Origin of the sequence: Paenibacillus oryziterrae, assembly GCF_042610485.1 — a bacterium.
GTDB lineage: Bacteria > Bacillota > Bacilli > Paenibacillales > Paenibacillaceae > Paenibacillus_AQ.
On record NZ_JBGJZO010000007.1, the window covers coordinates 116775 to 142894 of the forward strand.

A 26120-nucleotide genomic window follows, 5' to 3' on the forward strand; every position below is an offset into this window, starting at 1 on the left:
TGAGCATGTCGTAATCAAGCGGTGACCGGCAGCACCACCGTGAACGCCGAGCCCACTCCCGGCGTGCTTTCCACGGAGATGCTTCCGCCGCACAGATCAAGAATGCGCCGGACCAGCGGCAAGCCCAGCCCGTTGCCTTCTGCCGAACGGGAACGGTCGCCCTGGTAGAACTTCTCGAAGATATGCTTCTGCACCTCCTCGGACATTCCGGTTCCGGTATCGGCGATCCGTACGGTAACGCCATCGGTGGTTGGCCTTAGCGTGACGGTGATTTCACCGCCGGGATCGGTGAACTTAAAGGCGTTCCCAAGCAGATTGAGCCAGATCTGCATCAGCAGCTCCTCGCTGCCGTGATAGCGGACAGGCGCAAGGTCGATGTCCAGCTCCAGATTCTTTTCACTCCACTTCGGCTCCAGGAACAGCAGGGCGTGGCGGAGCTGCTCGTCGAGGTCAAACTGACTCTGCTCGAGCACAAACTCCTGATTCTCCAGCTTTGAAAGCTTCAGGATGTTGCTGGAGAGCGAGGACAGCTGCTTCGTGCTCTCCATAATCAGGCGGCTGTATTCCCGCCGTTCCTCAAGCGTCAGGTCCTCGCTCTGCATCAGTGCGGCGTATCCTTCAATCGCCGCAATCGGCGTCTTGAATTCATGCGAGACATTCACCACAAAGTCATTCCGCAGTGTCTCAATCCCGCTCAGTTCCTGGGTCATTTTATTGAAATTGGCGGCCATTTCCCCCAGCTCCCGCACCCGGTGGTCTTCATAGCTCAGCTCCACACTGAAGTTACCTTTGGCGACCTCCTTGGCCGCTTCGCTGAGGCTGGTAATAGGAGCCAGTATTTTGCGTCCCGCAAGCGCAGTAATTGCCGTTCCGATTAGGATACTGGTCAGAATAGAAAGTATGAAGATCCAGGGGATGCGGGGATGCTTCATGCCCACAAGGTCCAGCTTCACGACGATGAAGGCCATCAGGGACATCAGTGTAGCTGAGGACAGCATAATCATGAACACCAACATGACCAGCGTGCCCCACAGGTTCCGCGGCTTGCGTCGTTCGCTCACAGGTTCTTCACCGCCTTGTAGCCCAGTCCCCGCACAGTGACGATATCAAAATCAGTGCAATCTTTGAATCGTTCGCGCAGCCGGTTGATATGAACGTCCACTGTGCGCAAATCCGTCTCCGAATCCATACCCCAGATTTCATCCATAAGCTGCTGGCGCGTAAAAATTTTATTCGGATAGGAGAGAAGCTTGTACAGCAGATAGAATTCCTTCTGGGGAAGCTGGGCACTCTCATCACCCTTGAATACCGTAATCGAATCATAATCCAGCGTAAGACTGCCAATCAGCAGCTTCCGCTCCGTGGCAATCTTGGAGCGTCGCAGGAGAGCGCCGACCCGCAGAATCATTTCATTCACGTCGATCGGCTTCACCATATAATCATCAGTTCCGGCCAGGTAGCCCTTTTGTTTGTCGTTGAAGCTTTCCTTCGCCGTTACCATCAGGATTGGCTTGTTATATCCCGTCTCCCGGACTCTCCGGGTGAGCTCATAACCGTCCACGTTCGGCATCATAATGTCCGAGATGATCAGGTCGATGTACTGCGAATCCAGTATATCCAGCGCTTGCTGGCCGTCTTCGGCCATAATTGCGTTGTAGCCGTGTTTGGTGAGGACGGTACACATCAACTGCCGTAATTTATCATTGTCTTCCGCAACAAGTATATTGAACATGAGTTCCCCTCAATCCCTGCATTTTTTCGTCAAACATCCGGCATGATATGATCTCCGGAGATTACTTTCATCCATTATATATCATTAATATAAATTCATTATGAACAGAATCCTAACCCTTCAGCATCTTCGCAGCTGTTGATGTTTAGTTCATATTGCTGTGGTACCATTTGCTTAAATCGTTAGTTTGCTAAGTTTGTTACAGAGATGAGAGGATGAGATTAACCCATGCTGCAATTGAACAATATTACCAAAAGCTACACCACGGGCACCTTCACCCAGACGGCGCTGAACGGCGTCAGCCTGAATTTCAGGGAGAGCGAGTTCGTGGCCATTCTTGGGCCGAGCGGCTCCGGCAAAACGACCTGCCTTAACCTGATTGGCGGGCTCGATCAATACGACAGCGGAGACCTGATCATAAACGGAACTTCCACGAAGAACTTCAAGGACAGCGACTGGGATGCGTACCGCAACAACAGCGTGGGATTTATTTTTCAGAGCTATAACCTGATTTCGCACCTCAGCATTACCGACAATGTCGAAATGGGGATGACCCTCAGCGGAGTATCCGCAGCCGTCAAACGCAAGAAAGCGGTAGAAGTGCTGGAAAAGGTCGGGCTGAAGGAGCATATCCATAAGAAACCGGGCCAGCTGTCCGGAGGACAAATGCAGCGGGTAGCCATCGCACGGGCGCTCGCCAATGATCCCGATATTATTCTAGCCGATGAGCCGACAGGTGCGCTCGATACAGTGACCAGCGGACAGATTATGGAGCTAATCAAGGAGATCGCAAAAGACAAGCTGGTCGTTATGGTCACCCATAATCCGGAGCTGGCGGAAGCGTATGCGGACCGGGTCGTGCAGTTCCGGGACGGGGAGATTATCTCGGACAGCAATCCTCCGGCGGAAGTGCAGAAGACTACTAACTATAAGCTGAAAAAGACAGCGATGAGCTATCTTACCGCTCTTAAACTGTCCGGCCGCAACATCGCCACCAAAAAGTGGAGAACGGCCTTGACTGCTTTTGCCTCCAGTATCGGGATTATCGGCATTGCACTGATCCTGTCGCTCTCGAACGGGTTCGACAAGCAGATCAGCAACTATGAATCTGGTGCATTATCGAACTTCCCGGTGACAATCAATCAGACGGCAGCGAATATTGATTTGTCCAACCGCCCTTCGAACAACGAGGAGAATGGTACTGACAAGCTGACTGAATTCACAAGCGCCGGAGAAATTTATCCTTATGATCCTATGGCAAATACGGTCCTGCATACCAATGTGCTGACCGATGAGTATCTGGACTATCTGAAAGGCATAGATCCGGCTCTGCTGGACGGAACCGCATACAGCCGCAAGGTTAGCATGAATATTCTTAGATCCGATGGGGATACCGCGGTTGCTTTAAACACGAAGAACAGCGGGTTCACTTCTTATCCAAGCCGTCCGGACGGCAGTATGGATAGCTATCTTAAAGATTACTACGATCTGCTTGCCGGAAGCTTTCCTTCGGAGCCGACGGATCTGATCATGGTTGTCGATGAATATAACCGGCTCAGCTTGACGGCGCTTGAGGCGCTGGGCCTGGATTATAAGGCAAAGAGCATCAGCTTCGATGATATTGTCGGCAAAGAGTTCAAGCTGATTCATAACAACGATTTCTATGTGAAGTCAGGAGAGCAGTTCCGCGTGAACGGTGACCCTGCCGACCTCAGCAGTCTGTATGACAACAGCAATGCGGTAACTCTGAAGATTGCCGGAATCATCCGCAAGCAGCAGGATTCCCCGATGTCGACGATGGATGCGGGAATCGCGTATTCCGATACACTGGCTACTGATTTTATCAAGAATGCCAAAGATTCAGAGATTGTCAAGGCACAAGAGAGCAATGACCATGTGAATGTCATCAGTGGTAAAGTGTTCGCCGAGGTGAACGAGACGGCTATGAGAGGCGGCATGGGTCTAGGCATGGGTCTTGGTGCAGTTTCTGCGGCAGATCCGGGCAGTGCAGCCTCCAAAGAAGATACGCTGGCTGCGCTCGGTTCAGTGGGCATTCCCGCTTCCATCTCTCTGTATCCGAAGGACTTTGAATCAAAGGAAGCTATCACCGCATACCTGGATAAGTGGAATGAAGGCCGTCAGGATAAGGATATGATTGTCTACACCGATATGGCGGAGATGGTAACCAACCTGTCGAGTGGGATTATGGACGGAATCACAATCGTGCTAATCGCCTTTGCTTCCATTTCACTTGTGGTTTCCCTAATCATGATCGGAATCATCACATACATCTCGGTGCTTGAAAGAACGAAGGAAATCGGTGTTCTCCGGGCACTGGGTGCACGCAAAAAAGACATTACTCGGGTGTTCAACGCAGAAACCGCCATTATCGGGACGATCTCCGGTCTGCTCGGTATCGGTATCGCCTATCTGCTGACCATTCCTGTGAATATCATCCTGAAAAATATTACAGACCTGTCCAATGTCGCACAGCTCAATCCCCTCCATGCATTCCTGCTCGTGTTAATCAGCGTCCTGCTGACGATGCTTGGCGGCTTCATTCCCGCTAAATTCGCAGCGAAGAAGGACCCGGTGGTCGCTCTGCGGAGCGAGTAACGATATGGCTGGGTGTAAGATTATCTGATAGCTGCATCACAAAAACTCCGGTTCCCGCAATGACTTGCGGAGACCGGAGTTTTGTTGTAGAGGGGCTTCTAAAGAGCCGGAGAATAGACAAGCAAGACCTGATACTTCCCGAGGAATGAGATTCACTCGTCGGTGGGTTCCTTGTCGGTAACGATATCATCCACCTTCCGGACTAGGTGGCATCCTGCTGTTCCAGCCATCTCAAAATCGCTTGGTTTGTTTCTTGCGGCTTTTCTTGCTGGATCCAATGACCGGAATCCAGATTGACCACTTCTACATTGTGCACGAACTTTGTCAGGTTTTCAGACTTTGAAATCGCATCCCGGTCGCCGTAGATCATGAGGGTCGGCTGTTGGATTATTGGGTTCACCTCCGCCAATAAGCGCCAGTTGCGGTCAAGGTTCCTGTACCAATTTATGCTGCCCGTGAACCCTGATGTTTCAAAAGCGGAGACGAAAACGGCCAGCTCGCTGTCGCTCATCAAGGACTCACCGAGCGGTGTTTCTGTTTTGGCGAGATTGATAAACGCCATACCAGGCTGAGGCTCTGTGGGGGGCTCGTTCTTCCGGTACATGTTGCGAAGGAACTGGAACGTATTGTCTTCGAATACGGCGTCTGCGACGCCTGGCTGTCGATTGAAGTGGACGAAATAGAAGTCACCGCCAAGTATTTCTTCCATGAACTCGATCCAGGGTTTTTCTCCGCGCTCTTGGTAAGGCAAGCTCAGATTTATCACTTTGTTTACACGGTTTGGATGCAATAAGGTCAGTCCCCAAACGACCATTGCCCCCCAATCATGACCGACAAAGGTGGCATCTTCGTATCCGTAGTGATCGAGGAGTGCGATGAGATCACCTGATAAGTGTTCAATATCATAGTCTGTTACTTCGGTCGGACGGGATGAGTTGCCGTAACCCCGCTGGTTTGGGACGATGACATGGTAGCCCGCTGCGGCAAGGGCGGCCATCTGATGGCGCCAAGAGAAAGCATGCTCTGGCCAGCCGTGACAGAGGACAATGGGTTTTCCGGCATTTTGTCGGCCTGCTTCGAAGACTTCGAGTTCCACGCCGTTGACTGAAATAAGGGTGGGCTTGGGAAAATCGGTTGGATTAAACATTGAAATCAAAACCTCCTTCTTGTGATACATGAAGTATAATGGAGAAAAGGTGACACCTTAATGTCACCGTTCTGAAATCATGCAGAAAAAAGAGGGCATTATGGACAAAGTGGAGAGACTTATTTCGATTATCATGATATTGCTGAAAAAAGAGGTTGTTTCTACAAAGGAATTCTCACAACTATTCAATGTTTCTAAAAGAACGATCCTTCGCGATATGGAAACCTTGAGCTTATCGAACATCCCGATCTACTCTGTCAATGGGGTTAAAGGCGGCTACGGCATATTGGATGAATACAAGGTAGATAAACGCCTTTTAAGCAGCACCGATTTACAAAATATTTTAACTGCGCTCAGTGGGTTGGAACAAATCCTCCTCACTGAAGAAGTTGAAAGAACGATAAAAAAAATAGAGGCAATGGTTAGTCCATTGTCTCTGAATCGTACCATTCAACTGTCGTTTTATGATTGGGCAGGTCGGTCTGAGATTCTTGAAACCTTAAAGATATGTCAAGAATCCATTTTAAAGAAAAGGCTGGTTTCGTTTGGTTATACAGATAAAGACGGAGCTGTAACGAATAGAAGGGTCGAGCCCTATGAGCTGCATTTTAGCGAATCGAGTTGGTACTTGAAAGGATTCTGTCTACACCGACAGGGATATCGAACATTCAAGTTATCTCGGACCGATCGTATTACTATGGAGGAACGCGCGTTTCATCCTAGAGACGATTGGTCAGAGCAAGGACACGAAGCAAGTTATGCACCGCAATTCGTCACGATTAAGGCCTGGATATCGCCTAGCATAAAAGATCAAATCATCGAAAGGTATGGTCGAGGAAGTATTGAAGACCATAGTTCTGGAAGTTTAATAGCAACCCTTTATGTCCCTCAAAATAGTATGGGGTTTCAATTATTAGCAAGCTTCGGCACGCATCTAAAAGTTGTAGAGCCCAAAACCTATGTTGAAGACTTTCGGAATTATTTATATCAAATGATGGAGAACTATTCCTGATAATGACACAAGATCAGTTCACCATACCATAAGCAAAAAAGGGTGTTTGGGAAGGTCCTGCACGGCCTCCCGGAACACCCATTGTTGTTTCAGTATACGTTAGACTTCAATAATAATCGGCAGAATCATCGGCCGCCGTTTTGTTTTTTCATAGAGGAACTTTCCAAGTGAATTTTTCAGGGTCTGCTTCATAATATTCCACTGGCCCAGATCCGCCTTACTCAATTTGTCCAGCGTTTCCAAGACATACTGATTGATCTCTTCCATAAGCTTGTCAGAATTGCGGATATATACAAACCCCCGGGATATGGTGTCAGGAGTGCCTAGTATACGCCCATCACTCTGGCTTAGAGTGATTACGGTGATCAGAATGCCATCTGCAGAGAGCTGACGGCGGTCACGGAGCACCACATTTCCGATATCGCCGATCCCAAGGCCGTCTACCAGAGTCTGCCCGGCAGGTATCCGGCCCGACTGGCGGACAACTCCCCCGGAAGATTCCACAACCTCCCCGTTCTTCAGGATAAAGATATTCTCTTCCTTAACTCCAACAGCCTCTGCCATGATGCTGTGATGATGAAGCATGCGGTATTCCCCGTGAATAGGGATGAAATATTCCGGTTTCATCAGCGTCAGCATGAGCTTCAACTCCTCCTGACTGCCATGTCCCGATACATGCAGCTCACTGCGTGATCCGTAGATAACCTTGGCACCAAGAATGTACAGATTGTCCACGATCCGTGCAACATTACGCTCATTACCCGGAATCGGATTGGCTGCAATCAGGACGGTATCCCCGGCTCCGATCTCCAGCATGCGATGGCTCGAATTCGCCAAACGGGATAAGGCGGCCATCGGCTCACCCTGACTACCGGTACACAGGATAGCCACGTTCTCCGGTGGAAGCTTAGCGGCATCTGCAGGCTCAATAAGCATACCCTCCGGAATCTGCAAGTATCCCAATTCCTGTGCCACCCCAACCACATTGACCATGCTTCGGCCGAGAAGAGCAAGCTTGCGATGAGTTAGCTCAGCGGCATCAACAATCTGCTGCAGACGATGAACATTGGAAGCGAAGGTGGATACGAATATTCTCCGATCGGCCTTCTGGAAGGCTTCCACCATATGAGCACCAACAACTCTTTCGGAAGGGGTGAAGCCGGAGCGCTCAGCATTCGTGCTCTCCGAGAGCAGAAATTTCACACCTTTTTTGCCGATATCGGCCATTTTGTGAATATCCGGATACTGTCTGTTGACCGGAGTCATATCAAACTTGAAATCACCTGTGTGGACGACTACTCCCTCTGGTGTATCGAATACAATTCCGAGGCAATCAGGGATGCTGTGGTTCGTATTGAAGAAGGTAGTCGTAACAGCCCCCAGTTGCAAAGTCGAATTTGCATCAATGCAGTGCAGGCTAGTCTGCCGCAAAAGTCCGTGCTCTCTTAGCTTGATTTCAATTAATCCCAGCGTCAGCTTGGTGGCATAGACAGGTACATTCAACTGCTTCAGGAAATAGGGGATACCCCCGATGTGATCCTCGTGTCCGTGGGTTACCACCAGCGCGCGCACCTTATCTATATTATTCAATAAATAACTGACATCCGGAATGATCAGGTCGATGCCCAGCAGACTCTCATCTGGAAATTTGGAACCGCAATCAATGGCAATGATATCATCAGCATACTGCAGAATATACATGTTTTTGCCGATTTCATTCACACCGCCGAGAGCGGCAATCCACAGCCTGTCCCCCGTCATGTTCATGGAAATACCCCCTTGTAGAATATCCCCTATATTATGCATACAATCGTAGGTGACTATCCCAATCAGGAGGATGGCAAGACAATTAAACCCCACTCAAGCGAGTGGGGCTGACGTTTAGGCAGTAACAGTTTCCGGTCTCTTGATTTGAAGCGGGGGAGGAATAAGCCAGCCCTTTTTCTTGTTCATGTGAAGAATTTTAAGCCCGATCGCTGCTTTGGTTACATGGTACTTGCCAAAGAGAGCACCGATATCCTCACGGATACATTGAGCCATTACCTGGCTGCATGCGACTAAACCAACTGCGTTGTCTGCGGCAATTTTAGCTGCGATTTCAGGATCGGTGAACCTTGCTCCCGCTGGAATTTCTTCCAGTTTAGCCCCAGGTTTGTTGGGGTAGGCCGCAGCGGATGCTATCCCGTTGTCCTCCAGTAGCTTGTCACATTCACTGATTTCGAGCTTCGCCTGATCGATGAGTGCATCCAGCATTTTTTTTAAGTCGTGGTCGCCGGCATGGTTTGAATAAACCTGATAACAGGCTACCAGACCTTTTGCAGCCATCGAAGTAGACCACACACTAAAGATTTCTCCGTAATGCATCGGTTCGTCTTTTGGGTTCCCACCTAGAATTCCAGTCATTATTGTATGCTCCTTTTGGATTTGTTTTTACCGGATTTAGTATGTCCGGGTAGCGGAGAATCCATGTAGAGCTAACGACAAGAGACCTCACTTTAACTGAAGTGAAGTCTCCCTGATAAACATCCGGCACGGCTATGAAGCATTCAACTCTTCTTAAGCTGGAACTTTGTACCTTCCCGTGGGAAGTGTGAAACGGAGCCGTCGTAACTTTTCAGGCGGACATATTCCTCGGAATACTGTTCCACCCGCCCGACACCTACCTGGGAATACATACCGTCCGCTTCAAGCTGCAAGGCGGATACGAATGACTGTGACAGCGCGGCTGTTAAGAAATCGGCATTTTTTAGTAAGGGATGCGGCAAGTAGGTTCCTCCGTTCTCATTGTCGGAATCATCTGAAAATCTTATGCAATATTCTATCATGTTTTGATGAAATAGAAAGAGGGGCACAAGAAAAACGCTTTGCATAATGGAGGGGGAATATGGCAAAATCAGGGGAGCGGACAGGTTCAAGCACAGATAAGCGTATTGTTCATGAAACAGCGAGGTGAAACCCCATGGAGCAGTCCATGTCTCAAGCCAGGGAATTATTTACGGCCTATAACGGCAATCTTCTTGATATGCACCGGGCAGGCAAAATAAACGAATATAAAAGTTATGAAGTATCCAAAGAAACAGAGAACGAGTGGTTTGCGGAGATGGTTGCGAAGTATACCATGGATTTGTCGATCCGAGATTGGGATGCGGTGACCTCTCTCCGTCTAATATCGCGGAACTACCAATCCTCTGAAATCGTGGAGAAGCTGGCAGCCTTCGCAGCGCGAAATCTGATGAGCGCAGACAGCATTGTCAGATGTATTTATGCAGACCAAATGGTGGAGATCATCAAGCTGCATAAGGAGGCCATTACCCGAGAGCTGCTGTTACGTGCCTGCAAAGGTGCAATTGAAATATTCGAAAGTCTGAGTTCACAGCCGCTTGTAATAGATCCCGGACATGAACTGGGTCAATTGAAGCTTAAGGATAAAAGAGCTTTAAACCAAAGGGTGAAGAGCAGCATTGAAGAAGTCCTTGGAATTCTAAATCAATAATTTAGAAGTGGGAGGAACTACCTTGAGGATTCTCATATCGCAGCCCTGCCACGAAGCCGGGTTAATTCAGTTAAGGGAAGAAATGAAGAGGACGGATTTATTTGATGCTGTGCTGTACCCTGAAGGATATGTACAGGATGAACATGCAGTGCATGAGCTGAGCGGATTGGCCCGGCAGTTCAGGAAGCTGATTATTACAGGTTACAAAGATGTACATAACAAAGACCGGGCACTCATCATTAACGCTAACGGAGAGATCATTCTCGAGCGTACGAAGTCGCCTATGCAGGGGGAACTTTATCGTCCCTCAACAGTGGTGACGGAGGATTTATCGATCGGTTATTTGCTCTGCGTGGAGCTGCTTCAAGGTCTTGCCGGGCTGGAAGGACAAGCGGAAAGATTTGATTTCATCGCACATCCCATCGGGGTAGGTATGTTTAGTGATGAGCAGTTCGCTCTTTGGATCAATGAAGCCGCAAGCATTGCCGTGAAGTATAACACGTTCGTGATCGGGACAAGCCATGCGGATGGTTCCTATAGAAACTGCGGCATTTCGATTCCAATCTCCTACTGCATTGATGCGACGGGAGCTCCAGTCTATGTTTCCCGGAATGATATCAGAAGCCGCGTGCTGGACCTTAACTCCCGAGAGGTTGAACTATGGGATGCCATCCCTAAGATGACATAGGGTTGTCCGGTTTAGTATGTTACGATGTTCAGGCAAATCGATATAAGGAGACTTAATCCATGGCAGAACCATTAAAAGCAATGTATAACAAGGAGTTTCTCCGCGGATTCGGAGAGAAGGTGAGATCCGCACACCAGTCATTTGATGTGGATCGCTTCATAGATACGGCAGTGGATGAATCATGGGAAGAGCTGGAGCTTAAAGGCCGGATGCGCAAAATAACGTTGGCACTTGGCGCACATTTACCGCCGCAATATGAAGCGGCGATGGAGGTGCTCTACGCTATAGACCATGAGTGCTCCGGGTTTCCTTATTTGTTTTTCCCTGATTTTGTAGAAGTGTTCGGGCAGGAAGAGAAACATTGGCAGCTTTCTATACAGGCTCTGGAGAGATTCACTTCCAGATCATCCGCGGAATTTGCTGTGCGGCCGTTTCTGCTGTGTGCGCCGGAGCGGATGATGGCGCAGATGCTAATCTGGGCCGGGAGCCCGGACGAGCATGTCCGGCGGCTTGCGAGTGAAGGCTGCCGTCCGCGTCTGCCGTGGGGGCAGGCGCTTCCCATGTTCAAAGCAGATCCGTCACCGGTTCTGCCTGTTCTGAAGATGCTGAAGGCTGACCCTTCATTGTATGTGCGCAAGAGTGTCGCCAATAACCTGAATGACATCGCCAAGGACCACCCGGAGGTTGTCCTGCAGACGGCAAGCCGCTGGAAGGGAGAACACCCCTTTACGGATTGGATTATACGTCATGGGTGCCGGACTCTGATCCGTAAAGCTGAACCCGGCATTATGGCCTTATTTGGTTATGCGGTATCGGAGGAAGAGGCACCGCTAGTTACCTCGGCATCCATATCGGCAGAACCTTCCATTCTTGGCATAGGCGGGAGCTGTGAGCTGCAATATGCCTTGCGCATCCGTGAAGGTGAGCCGGTGCATATCCGCGTTGAATACGGAATTGATTTCGTCAAGGCGGGAGGTAAAACCTCACGTAAATTATTTCTCCTCTCGGATAAAACTGTACCCGGAGATTCGGTCCTGCGAGGGACACGCAACCACCGCTGGGCGGATTTAACTACCCGGCGCCACTATCCGGGGAATCACGTGATCGCTTTGGTCGTCAACGGGCAGGAGATCGCTGTTACCAATCTTGAATTGCAACCATAAGTATAGACAAACAACCGCCATCCGTGATGACGATGCTGCCCCTTAAGGCAGCTCGACATGCAGATGACGGTTGTTTTTGTTACCCCGTTCAGCCATTCGCTCCACATAACTTTTAAGTCCGCTTGCGGGCGAGTCCTTCCACAACCGGTACCCTTCCGAGGCTAATACGGCTGCATTATCCGTGTTCTCACTTCCTGCGAAGTAGTTCTCGTTCAGTCTCATGACGACCTCTGCCATTGCCTGCAGTTGTTCCTCTGAATAACCGGAATACGACATATCTTCGCTTAAGTGTTGATAGCTTCGCTCAAAGGAAGCTTCTCCGAAGGTTTCTTCGCTGTACGCATTAAAGTTTAACAGATGGGGATCTTTATTACCGGATGTCTTGGCCCATTGCTCCACATTCAGCCGGGCGGTACTGTAATCCATGGTATGGTTGAATTTAGAATAGTTTAGTATGCCGAATTGATGAGGAAAGACAGATAACGCGCTGCTCGCGATATCATAAATACGCCCGGTTTCCTTTTGCACATATGCGATATCCTGGATATGAATATGACCGCTAAATACCGTATGGACCCCATTTCGCATAAGCACATCGGCGACCGCCTGACTGTTATTTATGGTGAACCCCTCTTGAATAAGTTCACTGTGGTCAGTCAGATTATGGTGCATTACGGCTACAAGCTCCGCACCGTTCTGCCTGGCCCGCTCTCCGCATTCATCAATCCACCGCAACGTCTCCGGGTATAGTCTTCCATCCAGCTGCGGATGGCCAAGCTCCCCGTTATAGCTGTATTGACTGGTATCCAGCATCAGAAGCCATAATTCTTCAGAAGGAGCGGCCAGGTAGCTTAAGGACTGGGAGTCTCTTGACAGGGCTTCGGCATAGCCGAAGGCGGAGTATATTTTTTTGAAATCCTTGGGTGTGACTGTATCCGTAATATATTGACGTTCCCCTTTGAACCTTCTGGCCCAGGGATTGGAGATATCATGATTGCCCGGAATGACGTACACGCGTGTGCCGCTGTTCTTCTCGATGTCTTTTAGATGATCCGCCATGTCCAGATGACTTTGCTTCTCCCCGTTATTCGTTAAATCTCCACTAATGATCGTAATATCCGGTTTCTGCAGTGACACATCAAGCTCCAGAGCGCTCATCAGTTCATCACTGTAGGATCGCTGCTTGCTGTCTCCGCCAGAGGAGAATTTCTGAAATGCAGGCCCGCCGTCATTCAGGCTCTTGGCCAAATAATGTGTATCAGATGTAACCAGAAGCTTCAGTTCTTTCCCGCTTTGGATCTGGAATTCGGGGCTCGTGGACTGCGCATTGGTACAGCCGGTAACGATCATCAGAAGGAGCAGGCCTGAGATCACATGTCTGGAAGCTGTCATTGTTGTCCTCTTTTCTAAAAAAACTACAAACCGCAAAAAGGTGTTCCTAGGTCTTATCGACTTCAGAACACCTTTTATGAAGTGTGTTTATTTCTGAACCTCGGTAACTCCGGTTACTTTACCTTGATCGGATGCGCTGTACGAGGCTTGATATTCATCCTTCGCGAAGTATACATTGCCCTGTACCGTGGCATTCACAACTTGAAAACCGTTGGCTTCCACGTATACATCACCTACGAAGGTACCCCCTTGTATACGGGCATTTTCACTTCGTACTGTAAGCTTCGGAGCGGTAAGTTTGAAGGAGGCTGTAATGTTATGTTCTGCATCTTGTGTGTAAAGAGCAATTTTACGTGCTGGGGCATCTTTGTGGATGAATTGGCCTTCCAGGACAAGATCCTCAGTAAAAGTAAGATCCTTCAGTGTTGCTGCGATCCAGGTTCCTTCCTTGCTGATTGCTTTCTTGAAGTTTTCCTCGTTGTCGACTACAGAAGCCGAGGTGACGGCATCGGTCGGCTGGTCTGCATTTCCGTTGGCATTGGAATCCACATTGGTACCTGCGGTTGCCTCCGGATTTGCTGCATTATTCGTAGCGGCGTTGTTATCCTTATTACCGCAACCTACCAGAAGCACAAACATTAAAACGGCTGCCATTGCTGCAAGCTTTCTCATCTTAAACCCTCCTGAATGTTTTGTTAAATGCTTTAAAATTAATATAGAACGATCGGTGCAGAATGTATGTGATATACTTCACATAACCTATATAATCTTTACCATTCGTTCTACAAATGTTAAAATTAATGATAGAAAGGGGGATAATTATGGCTCGAAGCAAAGAGTTTGATGTTGATACTGTACTGGGCAAAGCCATGGAAGTATTTTGGCGTCAAGGCTACGAGAAGACCTCCATGCAGGATCTGGTACACCATATGGGAATTCATAAAAGAAGCATGTATGATACCTTCGGCGACAAGCACAAGTTATATATGCAGGTGATGGACCGATACAAGGAAACGATGCAGCATGTAATGGAGCATCGTACTCAGAACCAGTCCTCCGCGAAGTCTGCCATCCGGCAACTGTTTGAAGTTACGATCCATAAGGCCGAAAGTGAGCCCAAGGGTTGCCTGATTGTCAATACGGCTGTAGAGTTGTCCCAACATGACCCGGAAGCAGCTGATAAAGTGGCTGACAGTCTGCTCGATACAGAGAATCTCTTGCGGATACTTATCCGGAAGGGACAGGAATCGGGAGAATTTTCGCAAGATCTGGATGAAGCCCTAGTGTCTGAGTATTTAAATAATGCACTTGTCGGATTGCGTGTAATGGTGAAGACTACCCGCGATACCTCAAAGCTGAATCGGATTATGGAGACAACACTGTCAATTCTGGACTGAATATAGAGGTAGTATGGATGAAATGTTGATCAATTATCCGGCAAATTTCAAGCAGCAGGGAGCTGTAATCGTGGCTAAGCAAAAGTATTATGTGGTATGGGAAGGGAAGCAGCCGGGTGTGTATGGCAGTTGGGCGGAATGTCAGGCACAGACAGACCATTACACCGGAGCTAAATACAAATCTTACGAGTCCAGGGCGGCGGCTGATGAAGCGTTCAAGGCGGGCTGGAAGGGGAATTGGGGCACAGGTGCTGCAGGAAAGGGAGCAGCGGGAAGTCCAAAGTCCAGTTCTTATAAACGCACAGCAATGCCGGAGACCTCTGAGGAGATTGATTACTTTAGTATCTCGGTGGACGTAGGAACCCGGGGAAATCCGGGGCCTGTAGAATATAAGGGGGTAGACACAGGGACAGGCGAGGTGATTTTTTCATGCGGACCTATCTCCAAAGGAACTAATAACCTCGGTGAATTCCTTGCCATCGTTCATGCCTTGGCTCTTTTAAAGAAAGAGGGCAGCCCCAAGACTGTATACAGCGACTCGGTCAATGCCATCAAATGGGTGAAGCAGAAGAATGTGGCGACTACTTTGCCGCGGGACGCGTCCACCGCAGAAATATGGAACCTTGTTGACCGCGCGGTGCATTGGCTTCAGACCAACAATTATGACAACAAACTGCTGAAGTGGCAGACGAAGCAGTGGGGAGAGATTAAGGCCGACTACGGTCGGAAGTAGAACCAGCGATCACGACCATGGTCTCTCATGTATTCCGGGCTTATAAATTGGTTAATAAGAGGTATAGAATGAACACAATGGGGATTACAGGAGGATCAGTGATTATGTTTGGCAATGATTGGGACGAGGTATTGGCGGAAGAAATACAGAAGCCTTATTTTAAGGAGTTGCACACTGCATTGGCACAAGAATATGAGCAGTATATGGTGTATCCTCCCATGGATCTGCTCTTCTCGGCGCTAAAGCTAACTCCGTACCATAAGACACGGGCTGTGATTCTGGGTCAGGACCCTTACCATGGCGCTGGTCAGGCCGAGGGGCTGAGCTTCTCCGTGAAGCCTGGTGTTCCTATTCCACCGTCACTGCGCAACATTTATAAGGAATTAAGTGAGGATATCGGGGCGCCGATTCCGGGTCATGGCTCACTGGTACATTGGGCGGAGCAGGGTGTTCTTCTCCTTAATGCAGTTTTAACAGTTCGCGAGGGACAACCCAATTCTCATAAAGATTTAGGCTGGCAGACCTTTACGGATGCCGTTATGGAGAAGCTTAATAAGCGGAGCGAACCGATAGTTTTTATTCTATGGGGAAGCCATGCGCAGAAGAAAGGCTCATTTCTCGATCATAATCATCATATGGTGATACAGTCACCGCACCCAAGTCCGCTATCGGCTCACCGGGGGTTCTTAGGGAGCCGGCCGTTTACCAGAGCCAATGCATTTTTGGAGTCACGGGGGCTTAAAGGCATAGATTGGTCCATTCAATAAGCACGTAGATTTGAGCAACGGAAGAAGGTGAAGCAATGAAGCATTGGGTGGGCAGACCGGTTATTCTGTATTGCGGTGAACCGCCGTACAGGACGATGAAGGGTGTTCTGCGCAAATGGGACACCGTGCTTGGACGGGCTGTAATTGGACATCAGGAGATTGCCGTGCCGTTTCGCGACATTGCTCTGATTAAGGCATTGACCCCCAAGGAAAGGGCATTCCCCCCTGTCCTTCATTCCGTAGGTTATATAATGAGGGAGCGCAGGCAGTTTGATAATGCGATATACTTCAAATCAGCCGTCACTGTCTGGAGAGGTGAGAAGCTGATTGCGCTCCATACGACAATAATCGCCCATACTAAAGGAGCAGTTACGCTGGCAGACGGGCAGAATCTCCAGAAGGGTAATCACATCTTTGTGGTTCGCTCCCTCCGGGGGTAACTTGTGGATAGGAATAATTATCACCTGAAAAAAGAGGCTGATCCAAAAACCATGAAATGGTTACTTGGGTCAGCCTTTATGGTGTGAGCCGAATAAGTGTCTACGTTTCCGTATGAATCTCGGGGTCTTCCACTTCCCGTTCAGCAACAATAATCTCGTAGATGCGCAGAAAAATAATCTTGATGGTCATATATACCGGCAGCGCAATCAATACTCCGATAATTCCATAGAAATCTCCCCCGATCAGGACGAGCAGAACCGTAGTCAACGGATGAACATCCAGCGATTTGCCGTAAATAATTGGAGACAGTACGTTGTCCTGAATCTGCTGGGCGAACACGATAATTACAAGTGCCCAGAGCGCCATGGTAGGCGAGTCGATAAACCCTACAATAACTACCGGTATCGCAGCAAGCAGCGATCCGACATAAGGGATGAAATTAAGAGGTATGGAGATCAGGGCCAGCAGCAGCGAGTAGGGAAGGCCGATGAACAGGAAGCCGATATAGAGCATAACTCCCAAGATCACATTTAATAGAACGCGGGTCACGATGAAGCCGCTTAATGCACTATCGATATCCTTGAGCATTTCCTGGCCTTCCTTCCGGTATTTCCGCGGGATCAAACTCTGTATTATCGGGGAGAGCTTGTGGCCATCTTTCAGCATATAGTACAAAATAATCGGAAGTGTGGCGATAACCAGAACAATACTGGAAACAATACTGAACAGATTCGACATGGAATCGGTTACCCATGATATCGTATTGTTCAGATATTCCGACAACCGGGCCATCATGTCCGAATCCCCTTTAATGAAACGTGACAGGAAGGGATTACTTTGCAACTGGTTGAACTGGTCCTGAATACCCTGCACGAGATAAGGGGTATTATTGATGAAATTCTCGATTTGATCTCTGAGGGTTGGCCAGATCAAGGCCCAAAACAGGATAAAAAGCCCTATAAATACGAGATAGATGAGGAGGATTGCCAGTGATCTCTTCCATTTCTTTTTCTCCAGATAATCCACAAGCGGCCGCAGCAAATAATACATAAACCCTGACAGCATCATGGGTACAAGCAGCAGATTGATGATGGCCAGCAGCGGCATGAACAGAAACATAACCTTGGAGCCGAGATACAGAATGAGCAGAAACGTTATAATGGCGAAGCTTGTCCTAAAATACTTATGTTGCAGCAACTAGAGCACCCCCTCCGACTATAGGTATGCTATCTTTATAACCTTATTGTGGATGCTTGATTCATGTACAACGACTTTAGGTCAACTGCAGTTCATTCTGGGGACACAGCGGTTAATACCGCAGTATACAAGAGGAAAGCACAGTGACTAGATTGGCAGTCGGGATCTTCGGACATCCTGCAGACGCGGCCCTGGCGATTGAGGCTCTGAAGGACAGCGGGATATATGGCACAGCCAGGGGAATTGGCGTCGGGCTCGGTATGTTGCCGGATACTGCCGTTACAGCGGGTCCTGCAGCACACAAGCTTGCGGGAGCCGCGCTGGGTAAGGAGGACTCCGCAGCAGACGGCTGGTTATCAGTCTAATCGGGTTCGTTTATAAAGTATATATGAGTAGAAGCAGGCATTAGTGTCTGCTTTTTTTGTTCGAACGGAGGAAGACGACCGGATTCATGCCGCCACCTGCTTCTCCACCTGTTGTCTTAGTAACTTCTCTTGCTTTGACGAGCGACAAAAATGCAAATAAATCACCCAAAGCGGTAAGACCGGCGGCAATGATGGCATAATCCTCTGCGCTTAGCTCCTCTGTTTCCACAGGATTGCCATTCGGGGAATTTCCGTTTTTGGAATTTCCGTTTTTTTGGTTGGTCATCCATCCATCACCCACTTTTCAATCATCTTGTATTAAATTATGTGTGAAGGGATGCCGGGGCTATAGGCAATTGAGACAGAATTTCGAGCTTAATTGGGCAGGTAATTTTTTTTGTTAAAATCGCTTTACAGAGAATGAAAACGCTGTTAATATCATAAATGAGCACAAATGATCATCTTTGATCATAAATAAGCAAGATAATGATCACGAAATGATCAAGTTAGCATAGATAAGAGTAACGGGTTCAGAGAACCGGCCGCGATTTGAATTTTAGGAGTGGGTCCAGTGCTGTTTGAAGAAGAAAGAAAGAGAAGCATCGTAGAGTTTTTGGAGAAACACTCCAGGGGATCGGTGCAGGAGCTGAGTCAGGAGCTGGGTGTATCGGAGTCAACGATACGCAGAGACTTGAAGGAACTGGAGGAAGCCAGACTGTTGAAGCGCACGCATGGCGGTGCTGTGTCACTTCAGAGCGTGAACTTCGAGGCAGCGATCTCGGAGAAGGAGGACCGGTTCCTCGATGAGAAGTTGCGCATTGCCCGCAAAGCCGTGGAAATGATTCAGCCGGGTGATGCTATTCTTCTGGATGGGGGAACAACCACTCTGCAAATTGCCAAGGAGTTGAAGTCGTTCTCTGACATCAAGGTAATCACAAATTCCATCATGGTACTTAATGAGCTGAAGGACTGCCGAAATTTGGAGGTTTCCATTACAGGCGGAATGCTGCGCCCAGACACGATGGCGTTTGTTGGTCCGATGACCGAACGCTGCCTGGAAATGGTAAGAGTAGACAAAGCGTTCCTTGGAACCAACGGCATGGACTTACAGGAAGGGATTACAACGCCTAATATGCTTGAGGCTGCCACAAAGCGCAAGATGATCCGGGTGGCGAAGCAGGTTATTCTGCTTGCGGACCACAGCAAGATCGGTCAAATCTCCTATAGCAAGGTGGCTGACTTGGATGAGATGGATCACTGCATCTTCGATGCAGAGACTCCGGAGGATTTTGTACAAGGGATAATACAAATGGGCGTTTCTGTAACGCTGGCCTAAGGTGGGAGAGTAAGCATGAACCAATTAGTCATCACAGTCACACTGAATCCGGCTTTGGACAAAACAGTTACCGTTAACGGACTGGAGGTCGGAGGCCTCAACCGTGTGGATGATATCCGCATCGATGCAGGAGGCAAGGGAATTAATGTTGCTAAAGTACTAAAGGGCTTCCATGAGAATGTAATCGCTACCGGATTCATCGGCGGTCACAATGGAAGTTTGATTCTGCAAGGGCTGGAGCGTGAAGAAATACGACATTCGTTTACCGTGACGGCAGCAGAGACACGGATGAATCTGAAGGTCGTGGACAGCTCAGCCCAGGTAACCACCGAGATCAATGAACGCGGGGGAGTCGTCTCCCGTGAGGAACGGACACTCTTCAACAAGGCATTAGAGAAGCAGCTGGAGGAAGCATCCATACTGGTTCTGGGCGGGAGTGTACCTCCGGGAATCGAGCACGGTGAGTATGCCCTGTTGATTAAGGCGGCGAAGAGCAAAGGGGTAAAGACCATTCTGGATGCGGATGGAGATGCGCTCCGATATGGCCTGATTGCTTGTCCGGATGTCATCAAGCCCAATATCCATGAATTGGAGCAACTGCTTGGAACTACGCTTAACACAGTTGAAGAAATCGTGCTGGCAGCCAGAGAATTGATATACCAGGGGATTGAATGGGTGATTGTCTCCATGGGCGGGGAAGGAAGTATAGCTGTCAGCAAGGATAAGGCACTTCGGGCTCGTCCATTTCGGATCACTCCGGAAAGCACGGTTGGTGCCGGAGATTCCATGGTTGCTGCCATTGCGTCCAGCCTGATGCGCGGGCGCGGACTTGAGGAGACGCTTCGCTGGGCTACGGCTGCGGGAAGTGTAACCGCATCCAAGCCCGGGACACAAGTATGCCGGCCGGAAGAGGTTGAAGAGCGTTTGCAAGACGTGGGAATCACAAGAATTGAAGCATAAAGCATGATTCGACATTTACAGGAGGAATAGAAGATGAAGAAATTATTAGCGGTAACAGCCTGTCCTACGGGTATTGCTCATACGTATATGGCAGCTGAATCCCTGCAAAAGGCCGCTGGCGAGAAAAACATTCCAATGAAAGTCGAGACGCGCGGTGCGGTAGGTATAGAGAATGAGCTGACAGCTGCAGAAATTGCTGAAGCCCATGCCATTATTATCGCAGCTGATACGGATGTAGATGAGGATCGCTTCGCGGGCAAACCGGTAGTCCGTGTTGCCGTTGCCCAAGGGATCAAAGCGCCGGGACAGCTGATTGACCAGGCATTGGCTCTGCAGGCATCCGCACCATCTTCGGCAGCGCCAAAAGGCGCCCCAGCTGGCGGCGACGGCAAGCGCCAACAGAATACCTTCTATAGAAACCTGATGAACGGCGTTTCACACATGCTTCCGCTTGTTGTAGCCGGCGGTTTGCTGATCGCTCTGTCTTTCTTTAAGCTGAACCCGGAGGAAGGGACATTCCTGGCCAATCTCCTGAAAATCGGGGGTGCCGCCATGGGACTTATGGTGCCGATTCTCGCAGGCTTCATAGCATTCGCTATTGCCGGCAAGCCTGGTCTTGCACCGGGTCTGGTTGGCGGTATGTTGTCCAAAGATCTTGGTGCCGGGTTCCTCGGCGGTATCCTTGCCGGGTTCCTCGCCGGTTATGTTGCTAAATATTTAATTAAGTACATCAAGCTTCCGCGTTCTATGGAAGGGTTGAAGCCGCTGCTGATCGTACCCTTTCTATCTGTTGCAATTGTAGGACTTATGATGGTTTATGTGATCGGAACCCCAATTAAAGAACTCATGGATGCTATGACAGTGTGGCTGCAAAATATCGGTTCTGGCAATAAGATTTTGCTTGGTGCAATTCTGGGTGGTATGATGGCTCTTGATATGGGTGGACCCTTCAATAAAACAGCGTATACTTTCGCTGTAGGCCTTCTGGCGAACGATGTGTTCGGTCCGATGGCTGCTGTTATGGCAGCAGGTATGACACCTCCACTAGGCATCTGGCTGGCGACCGTTCTTGCTCCGAAGAAATTCACGCAGGAAGAACGTGAAGCTGGTAAAGCTGCATCCGTACTCGGTCTTTCCTTCATCACAGAAGGAGCGATTCCGTTCGGGGCTGCGGATCCGCTGCGGATTATTCCGGCCTTTGTTCTCGGTTCAGGATTAACCGGTGCCCTGTCGATGGTGTTCGATGCTACACTTCGCGCTCCGCATGGCGGGATCTTCGTTCTGGCGATTCCTAATGCTATCGGCCAGCCGCTGATGTATATGCTAGCGATTGTGGTAGGAACAGTCGTAACTGCCCTGCTCGTCAACCTCTTCAAGAAAAACAAAACTGTGATTGGAGCTGAAGGAAAGTGAACATCCATGAATTGCTGACAGAAGACACGGTCTTCCTGCCCCTTGAAGTTGGAAGTAAAGAAGAGATTATTGCCCAAATGGCGGAAGGACTGAAGATGTCCGGTTCGGTAACGGATACCGCAAAGTACGTGTTAGATGTTCTTACCCGTGAGGGCACCGGTTCCACCGGAATCGGCTTCGGTGTAGCCATCCCCCACGGCAAATCCGCCGGTGTAGCCAAACCGGGTCTGGCGGTTGCCCGTCTGGATGGACCCGCAGACTGGGATTCTCTTGACGGTACTCCGGTATCGATCGTCTTTCTGATCGCTGTTCCCAAAGAAAATGTCGGCAATGAGCATTTGCAGATTCTGGTTGCCCTCTCACGTAAGCTGATCCATGAAGATTTCCGTAATTCTCTTCTGCAAGCTGGAAGCAAACAGGAGATTATCGATATTCTCAAAAATATGTAACCAATGGATACCAGAAAGCTGCATGACTCCCGGGCCACCGGCTCCGGAGTCATGCAGCTTTTTCTTCGTATATCTGCCAATATCAGTCTGATGTTGACATGCTGTTGACGGATTTTACAGAAGAACTCCACTTTAGTGGTTTATTTCGGTATACTTTGTAATATAAATATTTCACATGGGCAAAGGAGAAGGCGCAATGAACCTGCATAAGGGAGAGGTCTTGTTCAGACAAGGAGATGAATGCCGGTACCTGTATCAGGTCAAGAGCGGCTTGTTCAAGGTAACAAGACTTCATGAGAATGGGAACATTGTTCTGTTCAATATTCTGTATCCCGGTGAGACCGTTCCCCACCATTCACTGATTTCCCCCAAGGAAGCTCATGGAACAGCTGTTGCACTGATGAAAAGTGAGGTGGAAATAATTCCTGCTGCGGAATGGTACCGTCAGTTGCGCGAGGAGCCGGGTAAGGCACTTGAAATCGCCATGCTGCTTCAGGAAAAGGTGCGATTTATGCAGATGCGTCTGGATCACCTGACTGTCGGCACACCGGGAGAACGGCTGGAGCTGTTGACGAAATGGTTGAATGATTACTCCCTTGGTGCGACACTGACGGATCTTTTAACCCAGGAAGAGATCGGTCAATTAATAGGTGTCCGGCGAGAGACGGTCAACCGTTTGCTGCGCAATTCCGGGTGATTATTCTCTTTTTACACAAAAGTGTATAAGAAGAGTCATTGTTAGTGGTATAATGGAATCTGAACAAATAAATTAGAGAAAGGATCAGGATACCATGTGTCCCCGAAGGACGATTCCCCAAAGGACGATTTGGAAACGTTATGATCTGTCTTATACTTAGCTTCCCTGTAGAAGGTGCGAACGTTAATTGACGAAACCGCCTCTGCGAGGGAAGGAGTATTGTATGCGAAGGAGCAACTCCTCTGGTACAACCCGTCGTAGAGTTTGGTGGAACGTCTAGCCGCCATATACGATAAGGGGAGACCTGTATGAGGAAAAACAACAACGGAGCCGATTTTCTGCTTCGACTAACCGTCATTTTGTCTGGAACATTGCTGCTTGCATTTACTTATTACCACATTAATTATCAAAACCATTTGACCGAGGGCGGGTTCGTAGGACTGTCGCTGCTTGGCAAATATGTACTTGGGATTTCTCCATCCTTGTCTATTCTAATTCTAGATATCCCCGTACTCCTGATCGCCTGGATTTATAAAGGAAAAGCATTCATCTGCAACACATTCATTTCAGTGGGGGCTTTTACCCTCTTTTATGGACTGATGGAACGTTACTCTGGATGGGTTATTCCACTTCAGGATAATTTGCCGTTAGCGGCATTGTTATCCGGTATACTTACAGGACTTGGAGCAGGCATGGTACTCCGTAGCGGCGGGGCGAGCGGTGGTGACGATATTTTGTCGCTGCTGATCAGTGAATGGAAAGGAATCAAGGTAGGCACTGTATTTATAATGATGGATGTCATCGTTCTGGCATTGTCACTTTTCTATATGCCTCTGAAAGAGACGCTGTACACCGGTATGGCGGTCGTGGTTGCCGGATACGTAATCACGTTTACGACCTCACTTGGAAGACCGAAGCTGCGCAAAGTGCCGAAGATTCAATCTGCACTAGTCAAGCCGCAGGATAGCACAGTAATGTGAACCAATTCAGCAAATCGCCCCTAAATGGGGATGTTCAGTATTAAGGCCAGCCGGAAGTTCAGGTTGGCCTTTTTACGTACTTACGCTAAACACCGGTCATGTAACAACTGCGAGTGCGGATTAAAAAGGCTTTCTTACATATCTCTCAATAGATTTTCAAAGTACTTGAAACCAGAACTATTAGTGCCCGTATATTTAAAAAGTTGAATGATTTATGAACAGGAGGATGTTTAAATGAGCGCTCACGAGATTGATTATGTGATAATGGGTGAAGAAATTCAATGTGTGGAGGTACAGCTGGATCCCGGTGAGAGTGTAATTGCCGAAGCAGGCAGCTTTATGATGATGGACCCTGAAATTACGATGGAGACCATCTTCGGTGACGGCAGCGGCAGCTCACGCGGAGACGGACTTATGGGCAAGTTGATGGGTGCGGGCAAAAGGCTCCTGACCGGAGAAAGCCTGTTCATGACCCTGTTCACGCATAGCGGTTCCTACGGACGCCGGAGCGTAACTTTTGCAGCTCCGTATCCCGGCAAAATCATTCCGCTCGATCTGCAGCAATACGGCGGCAAAGTCATCTGTCAAAAGGATTCGTTCCTCTGCGCTGCAAAAGGTGTATCCGTAGGCATCGAATTCCAGCGCAAGCTCGGGGCCGGACTATTCGGTGGAGAAGGCTTCATCATGCAAAAGCTGGAGGGTGACGGCTTGTCCTTCGTCCATTCCGGCGGGTATGTCATGGAAAGAACCTTGCAGCCTGGTGAAGTCATCAAGCTTGATACAGGATGTCTTGTTGCCATGACCTCGTCAGTTCAATATGATATTGAAATGGTCAAAGGGATTAAAACGGCTGTGTTTGGCGGCGAAGGCTTGTTCTTTGCTACGCTTCGCGGGCCAGGCAAGGTGTGGGTCCAATCGCTGCCTTTCAGCCGGATGGCCGGACGGATTCTATCTGCAGCCGGAAGCACCGGACGCAAAGAAGAAGGCAGCATTCTTGGCGGTCTCGGAAATCTGCTGGACGGAAGATAGGCTGACCGGGTGAAGGACTGGGTGAAGGACTGGGGGCGATCAACAGCTCCTCCCAGTCCGTCGCTCAGTTTTTTTGCGTGTCTAATCATGTAAGGGGATGAAAGTCTCAGTAATAGCAAATGGAGTTTACAATATAGATAATAAACAGACTCTATGGGGGGATGGCATGGAACTGCTGACGATTATCAAAGCAATCCTGCTCGGAATTGTTGAAGGTCTTACTGAATTTGCTCCGGTGTCTTCCACGGGTCACATGATTATTGTGGACGATATGTGGTTGAAGTCCCAGGAGTTCCTGGGAAAATACGCCGCCAACACGTTCAAGGTGGTCATACAGCTGGGCTCGATACTTGCGGTCGTTATTATTTTCCGGAAAAGGTTTATTGATCTGCTCGGGCTGAAGAGGTTCAGCCGCAGAGAATTAGAAGCTGTACCGGAAGGTCAGCTTAAAGTTGAAACGGACGGGCGACTTAAGCTGGCACAGGTAATCGTGGGCCTCATTCCCGCCGCTGTGCTGGGGCTTGTGCTCGAGGATTACATTGATGAGTACTTATTCTCCACATCAACGGTACTCGTCGGACTAGTTATCGGCGCAATATTCATGCTTGCTGCTGACCGGTTCGCACCCAAGAAGGTCAAGGCAGAGAGTGTCGATCAGATTACATACCGGCAGGCGCTGGGTATCGGACTCATTCAGTGCTTGTCGCTGTGGCCGGGATTCTCAAGATCAGGCTCCACCATCTCTGGAGGGGTTCTGCTGGGTATGAGCCACCGGGCGGCATCGGATTTCACTTTCATCATGGCCGTGCCGATCATGGCCGGCGCCAGCCTGATCTCACTGGTCAAGAACTGGCAGTACTTTACGCTTGATGCGTTACCCTTCTTTATCGCAGGCTTTATCAGCGCGTTCCTGTTCGCTTTACTTTCGATGCGCTTCTTCTTGAAGCTGATCAACAAGATCAAACTGCTGCCTTTTGCCCTGTACCGGATTGTTCTGGCTGGTGTCGTGTATATTATTTTCTTCTAACTGGCTATCAGGTTTTGGTATAACCCAAAGACCCGGCAATCTATTGTAGATTGCCGGGTCTTGCCGTAAGATGAAACGTATAAACT

28 protein-coding genes are annotated in these 26120 nt (G+C 49.0%); 18 read left to right on the plus strand and 10 right to left on the minus strand.

What is annotated here, in order from left to right; translation table 11 throughout:
- Positions 1–14: 14 nt before the first annotated feature.
- Together ACAN55_RS10405 and ACAN55_RS10410 are read right to left on the minus strand one after the other, a co-directional pair.
- Positions 15–1061 (minus strand): HAMP domain-containing sensor histidine kinase, encoded by a 1047-nt coding sequence (locus ACAN55_RS10405; protein ID WP_379131737.1) that lies wholly within the window; start codon positions 1059–1061, stop codon positions 15–17.
- A complete protein-coding gene (locus tag ACAN55_RS10410) occupies positions 1058–1732 on the minus strand; it encodes a response regulator transcription factor (protein ID WP_379131740.1) in 675 nt (224 codons plus the stop codon). Before ACAN55_RS10410 ends, ACAN55_RS10405 begins: the two co-directional genes overlap by 4 nt.
- Positions 1733–1960: 228 nt before the next feature.
- Between ACAN55_RS10410 and ACAN55_RS10415 the strand changes: the two genes are divergently transcribed.
- Positions 1961–4348: an ABC transporter ATP-binding protein/permease gene (locus ACAN55_RS10415; RefSeq protein WP_379131743.1), complete on the plus strand. Its 2388-nt coding sequence runs from the start codon at positions 1961–1963 to the stop codon at positions 4346–4348.
- A 202-nt stretch (positions 4349–4550) separates the two neighbouring features.
- Here the strand turns inward: ACAN55_RS10415 and ACAN55_RS10420 are convergent, their stop codons facing one another.
- Positions 4551–5495, minus strand: coding sequence for an alpha/beta fold hydrolase (locus tag ACAN55_RS10420; RefSeq protein WP_379131746.1), 945 nt, complete (start codon positions 5493–5495; stop codon positions 4551–4553).
- Positions 5496–5595: 100 nt separating this feature from the next.
- Between ACAN55_RS10420 and ACAN55_RS10425 the strand changes: the two genes are divergently transcribed.
- Complete coding sequence (locus ACAN55_RS10425) at positions 5596–6507, plus strand: helix-turn-helix transcriptional regulator (protein ID WP_379131960.1); 912 nt, start codon at positions 5596–5598, stop codon at positions 6505–6507.
- A gap of 99 nt (positions 6508–6606) precedes the next feature.
- Here the strand turns inward: ACAN55_RS10425 and ACAN55_RS10430 are convergent, their stop codons facing one another.
- The 3 genes from ACAN55_RS10430 to ACAN55_RS10440 form a co-directional block, all read right to left on the minus strand.
- The gene (locus ACAN55_RS10430) at positions 6607–8274 is read right to left on the minus strand and encodes a ribonuclease J (protein WP_379131749.1); all 1668 of its coding nucleotides are present in this window, start codon (positions 8272–8274) and stop codon (positions 6607–6609) included.
- A gap of 114 nt (positions 8275–8388) precedes the next feature.
- Complete coding sequence (locus ACAN55_RS10435; protein ID WP_379131752.1) at positions 8389–8910, minus strand: DUF3231 family protein; 522 nt, start codon at positions 8908–8910, stop codon at positions 8389–8391.
- 143 nt (positions 8911–9053) lie between these two features.
- Positions 9054–9272 (minus strand): hypothetical protein, encoded by a 219-nt coding sequence (locus ACAN55_RS10440; protein ID WP_379131754.1) that lies wholly within the window; start codon positions 9270–9272, stop codon positions 9054–9056.
- Between the two features lie 194 nt (positions 9273–9466).
- Here ACAN55_RS10440 and ACAN55_RS10445 point away from each other — a divergent pair, with 194 nt between their 5' ends.
- Genes ACAN55_RS10445 through ACAN55_RS10455 form a run of 3 tightly spaced genes read left to right on the plus strand, consistent with a single transcriptional unit; the run spans position 9467 to position 11851 of the window.
- Entirely contained in the window at positions 9467–10000 is a 534-nt protein-coding gene (locus ACAN55_RS10445; protein ID WP_379131757.1) for a hypothetical protein, read from the plus strand.
- 22 nt (positions 10001–10022) lie between these two features.
- On the plus strand, positions 10023–10688 hold the full coding sequence (locus ACAN55_RS10450; protein ID WP_379131760.1) for a hypothetical protein: 666 nt from the start codon (positions 10023–10025) through the stop codon (positions 10686–10688).
- Positions 10689–10747: 59 nt separating this feature from the next.
- Positions 10748–11851 (plus strand): DNA alkylation repair protein, encoded by a 1104-nt coding sequence (locus ACAN55_RS10455; RefSeq protein WP_379131763.1) that lies wholly within the window; start codon positions 10748–10750, stop codon positions 11849–11851.
- A 42-nt stretch (positions 11852–11893) separates the two neighbouring features.
- Here ACAN55_RS10455 and ACAN55_RS10460 read toward each other — a convergent pair whose 3' ends face one another.
- Both ACAN55_RS10460 and ACAN55_RS10465 read right to left on the minus strand, forming a co-directional pair.
- Positions 11894–13243 carry a metallophosphoesterase gene (locus ACAN55_RS10460; protein WP_379131765.1) on the minus strand — a complete coding sequence of 450 codons (1350 nt, stop codon included), beginning with the start codon at positions 13241–13243 and terminating at the stop codon, positions 11894–11896.
- A gap of 87 nt (positions 13244–13330) precedes the next feature.
- Positions 13331–13915, minus strand: a complete 585-nt coding sequence (locus ACAN55_RS10465) for a hypothetical protein (protein WP_379131768.1) — start codon at positions 13913–13915, stop codon at positions 13331–13333.
- A 149-nt stretch (positions 13916–14064) separates the two neighbouring features.
- Between ACAN55_RS10465 and ACAN55_RS10470 the strand changes: the two genes are divergently transcribed.
- From ACAN55_RS10470 to ACAN55_RS10485, 4 genes are all read left to right on the plus strand, one after another.
- Positions 14065–14640, plus strand: a complete 576-nt coding sequence (locus tag ACAN55_RS10470) for a TetR/AcrR family transcriptional regulator (protein ID WP_379131771.1) — start codon at positions 14065–14067, stop codon at positions 14638–14640.
- A 70-nt stretch (positions 14641–14710) separates the two neighbouring features.
- Positions 14711–15373 carry a ribonuclease H gene (gene rnhA / locus ACAN55_RS10475; protein WP_379131962.1) on the plus strand — a complete coding sequence of 221 codons (663 nt, stop codon included), beginning with the start codon at positions 14711–14713 and terminating at the stop codon, positions 15371–15373.
- A 104-nt stretch (positions 15374–15477) separates the two neighbouring features.
- A complete protein-coding gene (ung, locus tag ACAN55_RS10480) occupies positions 15478–16140 on the plus strand; it encodes a uracil-DNA glycosylase (RefSeq protein WP_379131965.1) in 663 nt (220 codons plus the stop codon).
- A gap of 35 nt (positions 16141–16175) precedes the next feature.
- Complete coding sequence (locus ACAN55_RS10485; protein ID WP_379131773.1) at positions 16176–16580, plus strand: hypothetical protein; 405 nt, start codon at positions 16176–16178, stop codon at positions 16578–16580.
- Between the two features lie 100 nt (positions 16581–16680).
- Here ACAN55_RS10485 and ACAN55_RS10490 read toward each other — a convergent pair whose 3' ends face one another.
- Positions 16681–17778, minus strand: a complete 1098-nt coding sequence (locus ACAN55_RS10490) for an AI-2E family transporter (protein WP_379131775.1) — start codon at positions 17776–17778, stop codon at positions 16681–16683.
- 143 nt (positions 17779–17921) lie between these two features.
- Here ACAN55_RS10490 and ACAN55_RS10495 point away from each other — a divergent pair, with 143 nt between their 5' ends.
- Positions 17922–18143: a hypothetical protein gene (locus ACAN55_RS10495; protein WP_379131777.1), complete on the plus strand. Its 222-nt coding sequence runs from the start codon at positions 17922–17924 to the stop codon at positions 18141–18143.
- A gap of 40 nt (positions 18144–18183) precedes the next feature.
- Here ACAN55_RS10495 and ACAN55_RS10500 read toward each other — a convergent pair whose 3' ends face one another.
- Positions 18184–18429, minus strand: a complete 246-nt coding sequence (locus tag ACAN55_RS10500) for a hypothetical protein (protein ID WP_379131779.1) — start codon at positions 18427–18429, stop codon at positions 18184–18186.
- Positions 18430–18714: 285 nt separating this feature from the next.
- On the opposite strand from ACAN55_RS10500, the gene ACAN55_RS10505 reads away from it, so the two are divergent.
- From ACAN55_RS10505 to ACAN55_RS10540, 8 genes are all read left to right on the plus strand, one after another.
- Complete coding sequence (locus tag ACAN55_RS10505) at positions 18715–19479, plus strand: DeoR/GlpR family DNA-binding transcription regulator (protein WP_379131782.1); 765 nt, start codon at positions 18715–18717, stop codon at positions 19477–19479.
- 15 nt (positions 19480–19494) lie between these two features.
- Complete coding sequence (gene pfkB / locus ACAN55_RS10510) at positions 19495–20439, plus strand: 1-phosphofructokinase (protein ID WP_379131785.1); 945 nt, start codon at positions 19495–19497, stop codon at positions 20437–20439.
- A 33-nt stretch (positions 20440–20472) separates the two neighbouring features.
- The gene (locus ACAN55_RS10515) at positions 20473–21852 is read left to right on the plus strand and encodes a PTS fructose transporter subunit IIC (RefSeq protein WP_379131788.1); all 1380 of its coding nucleotides are present in this window, start codon (positions 20473–20475) and stop codon (positions 21850–21852) included.
- Positions 21849–22301 (plus strand): PTS sugar transporter subunit IIA, encoded by a 453-nt coding sequence (locus tag ACAN55_RS10520; RefSeq protein ID WP_379131791.1) that lies wholly within the window; start codon positions 21849–21851, stop codon positions 22299–22301. The genes ACAN55_RS10515 and ACAN55_RS10520 overlap by 4 nt, the downstream gene beginning before the upstream one ends.
- 196 nt (positions 22302–22497) lie before the next feature.
- On the plus strand, positions 22498–22998 hold the full coding sequence (locus ACAN55_RS10525) for a Crp/Fnr family transcriptional regulator (RefSeq protein WP_379131793.1): 501 nt from the start codon (positions 22498–22500) through the stop codon (positions 22996–22998).
- A 308-nt stretch (positions 22999–23306) separates the two neighbouring features.
- Positions 23307–23978, plus strand: a complete 672-nt coding sequence (locus tag ACAN55_RS10530) for a YitT family protein (RefSeq protein ID WP_379131796.1) — start codon at positions 23307–23309, stop codon at positions 23976–23978.
- Positions 23979–24212: 234 nt separating this feature from the next.
- Positions 24213–25007, plus strand: coding sequence for an AIM24 family protein (locus ACAN55_RS10535; RefSeq protein ID WP_379131799.1), 795 nt, complete (start codon positions 24213–24215; stop codon positions 25005–25007).
- A 166-nt stretch (positions 25008–25173) separates the two neighbouring features.
- The gene (locus ACAN55_RS10540; protein WP_379131802.1) at positions 25174–26034 is read left to right on the plus strand and encodes an undecaprenyl-diphosphate phosphatase; all 861 of its coding nucleotides are present in this window, start codon (positions 25174–25176) and stop codon (positions 26032–26034) included.
- Positions 26035–26120 lie beyond the last annotated feature (86 nt).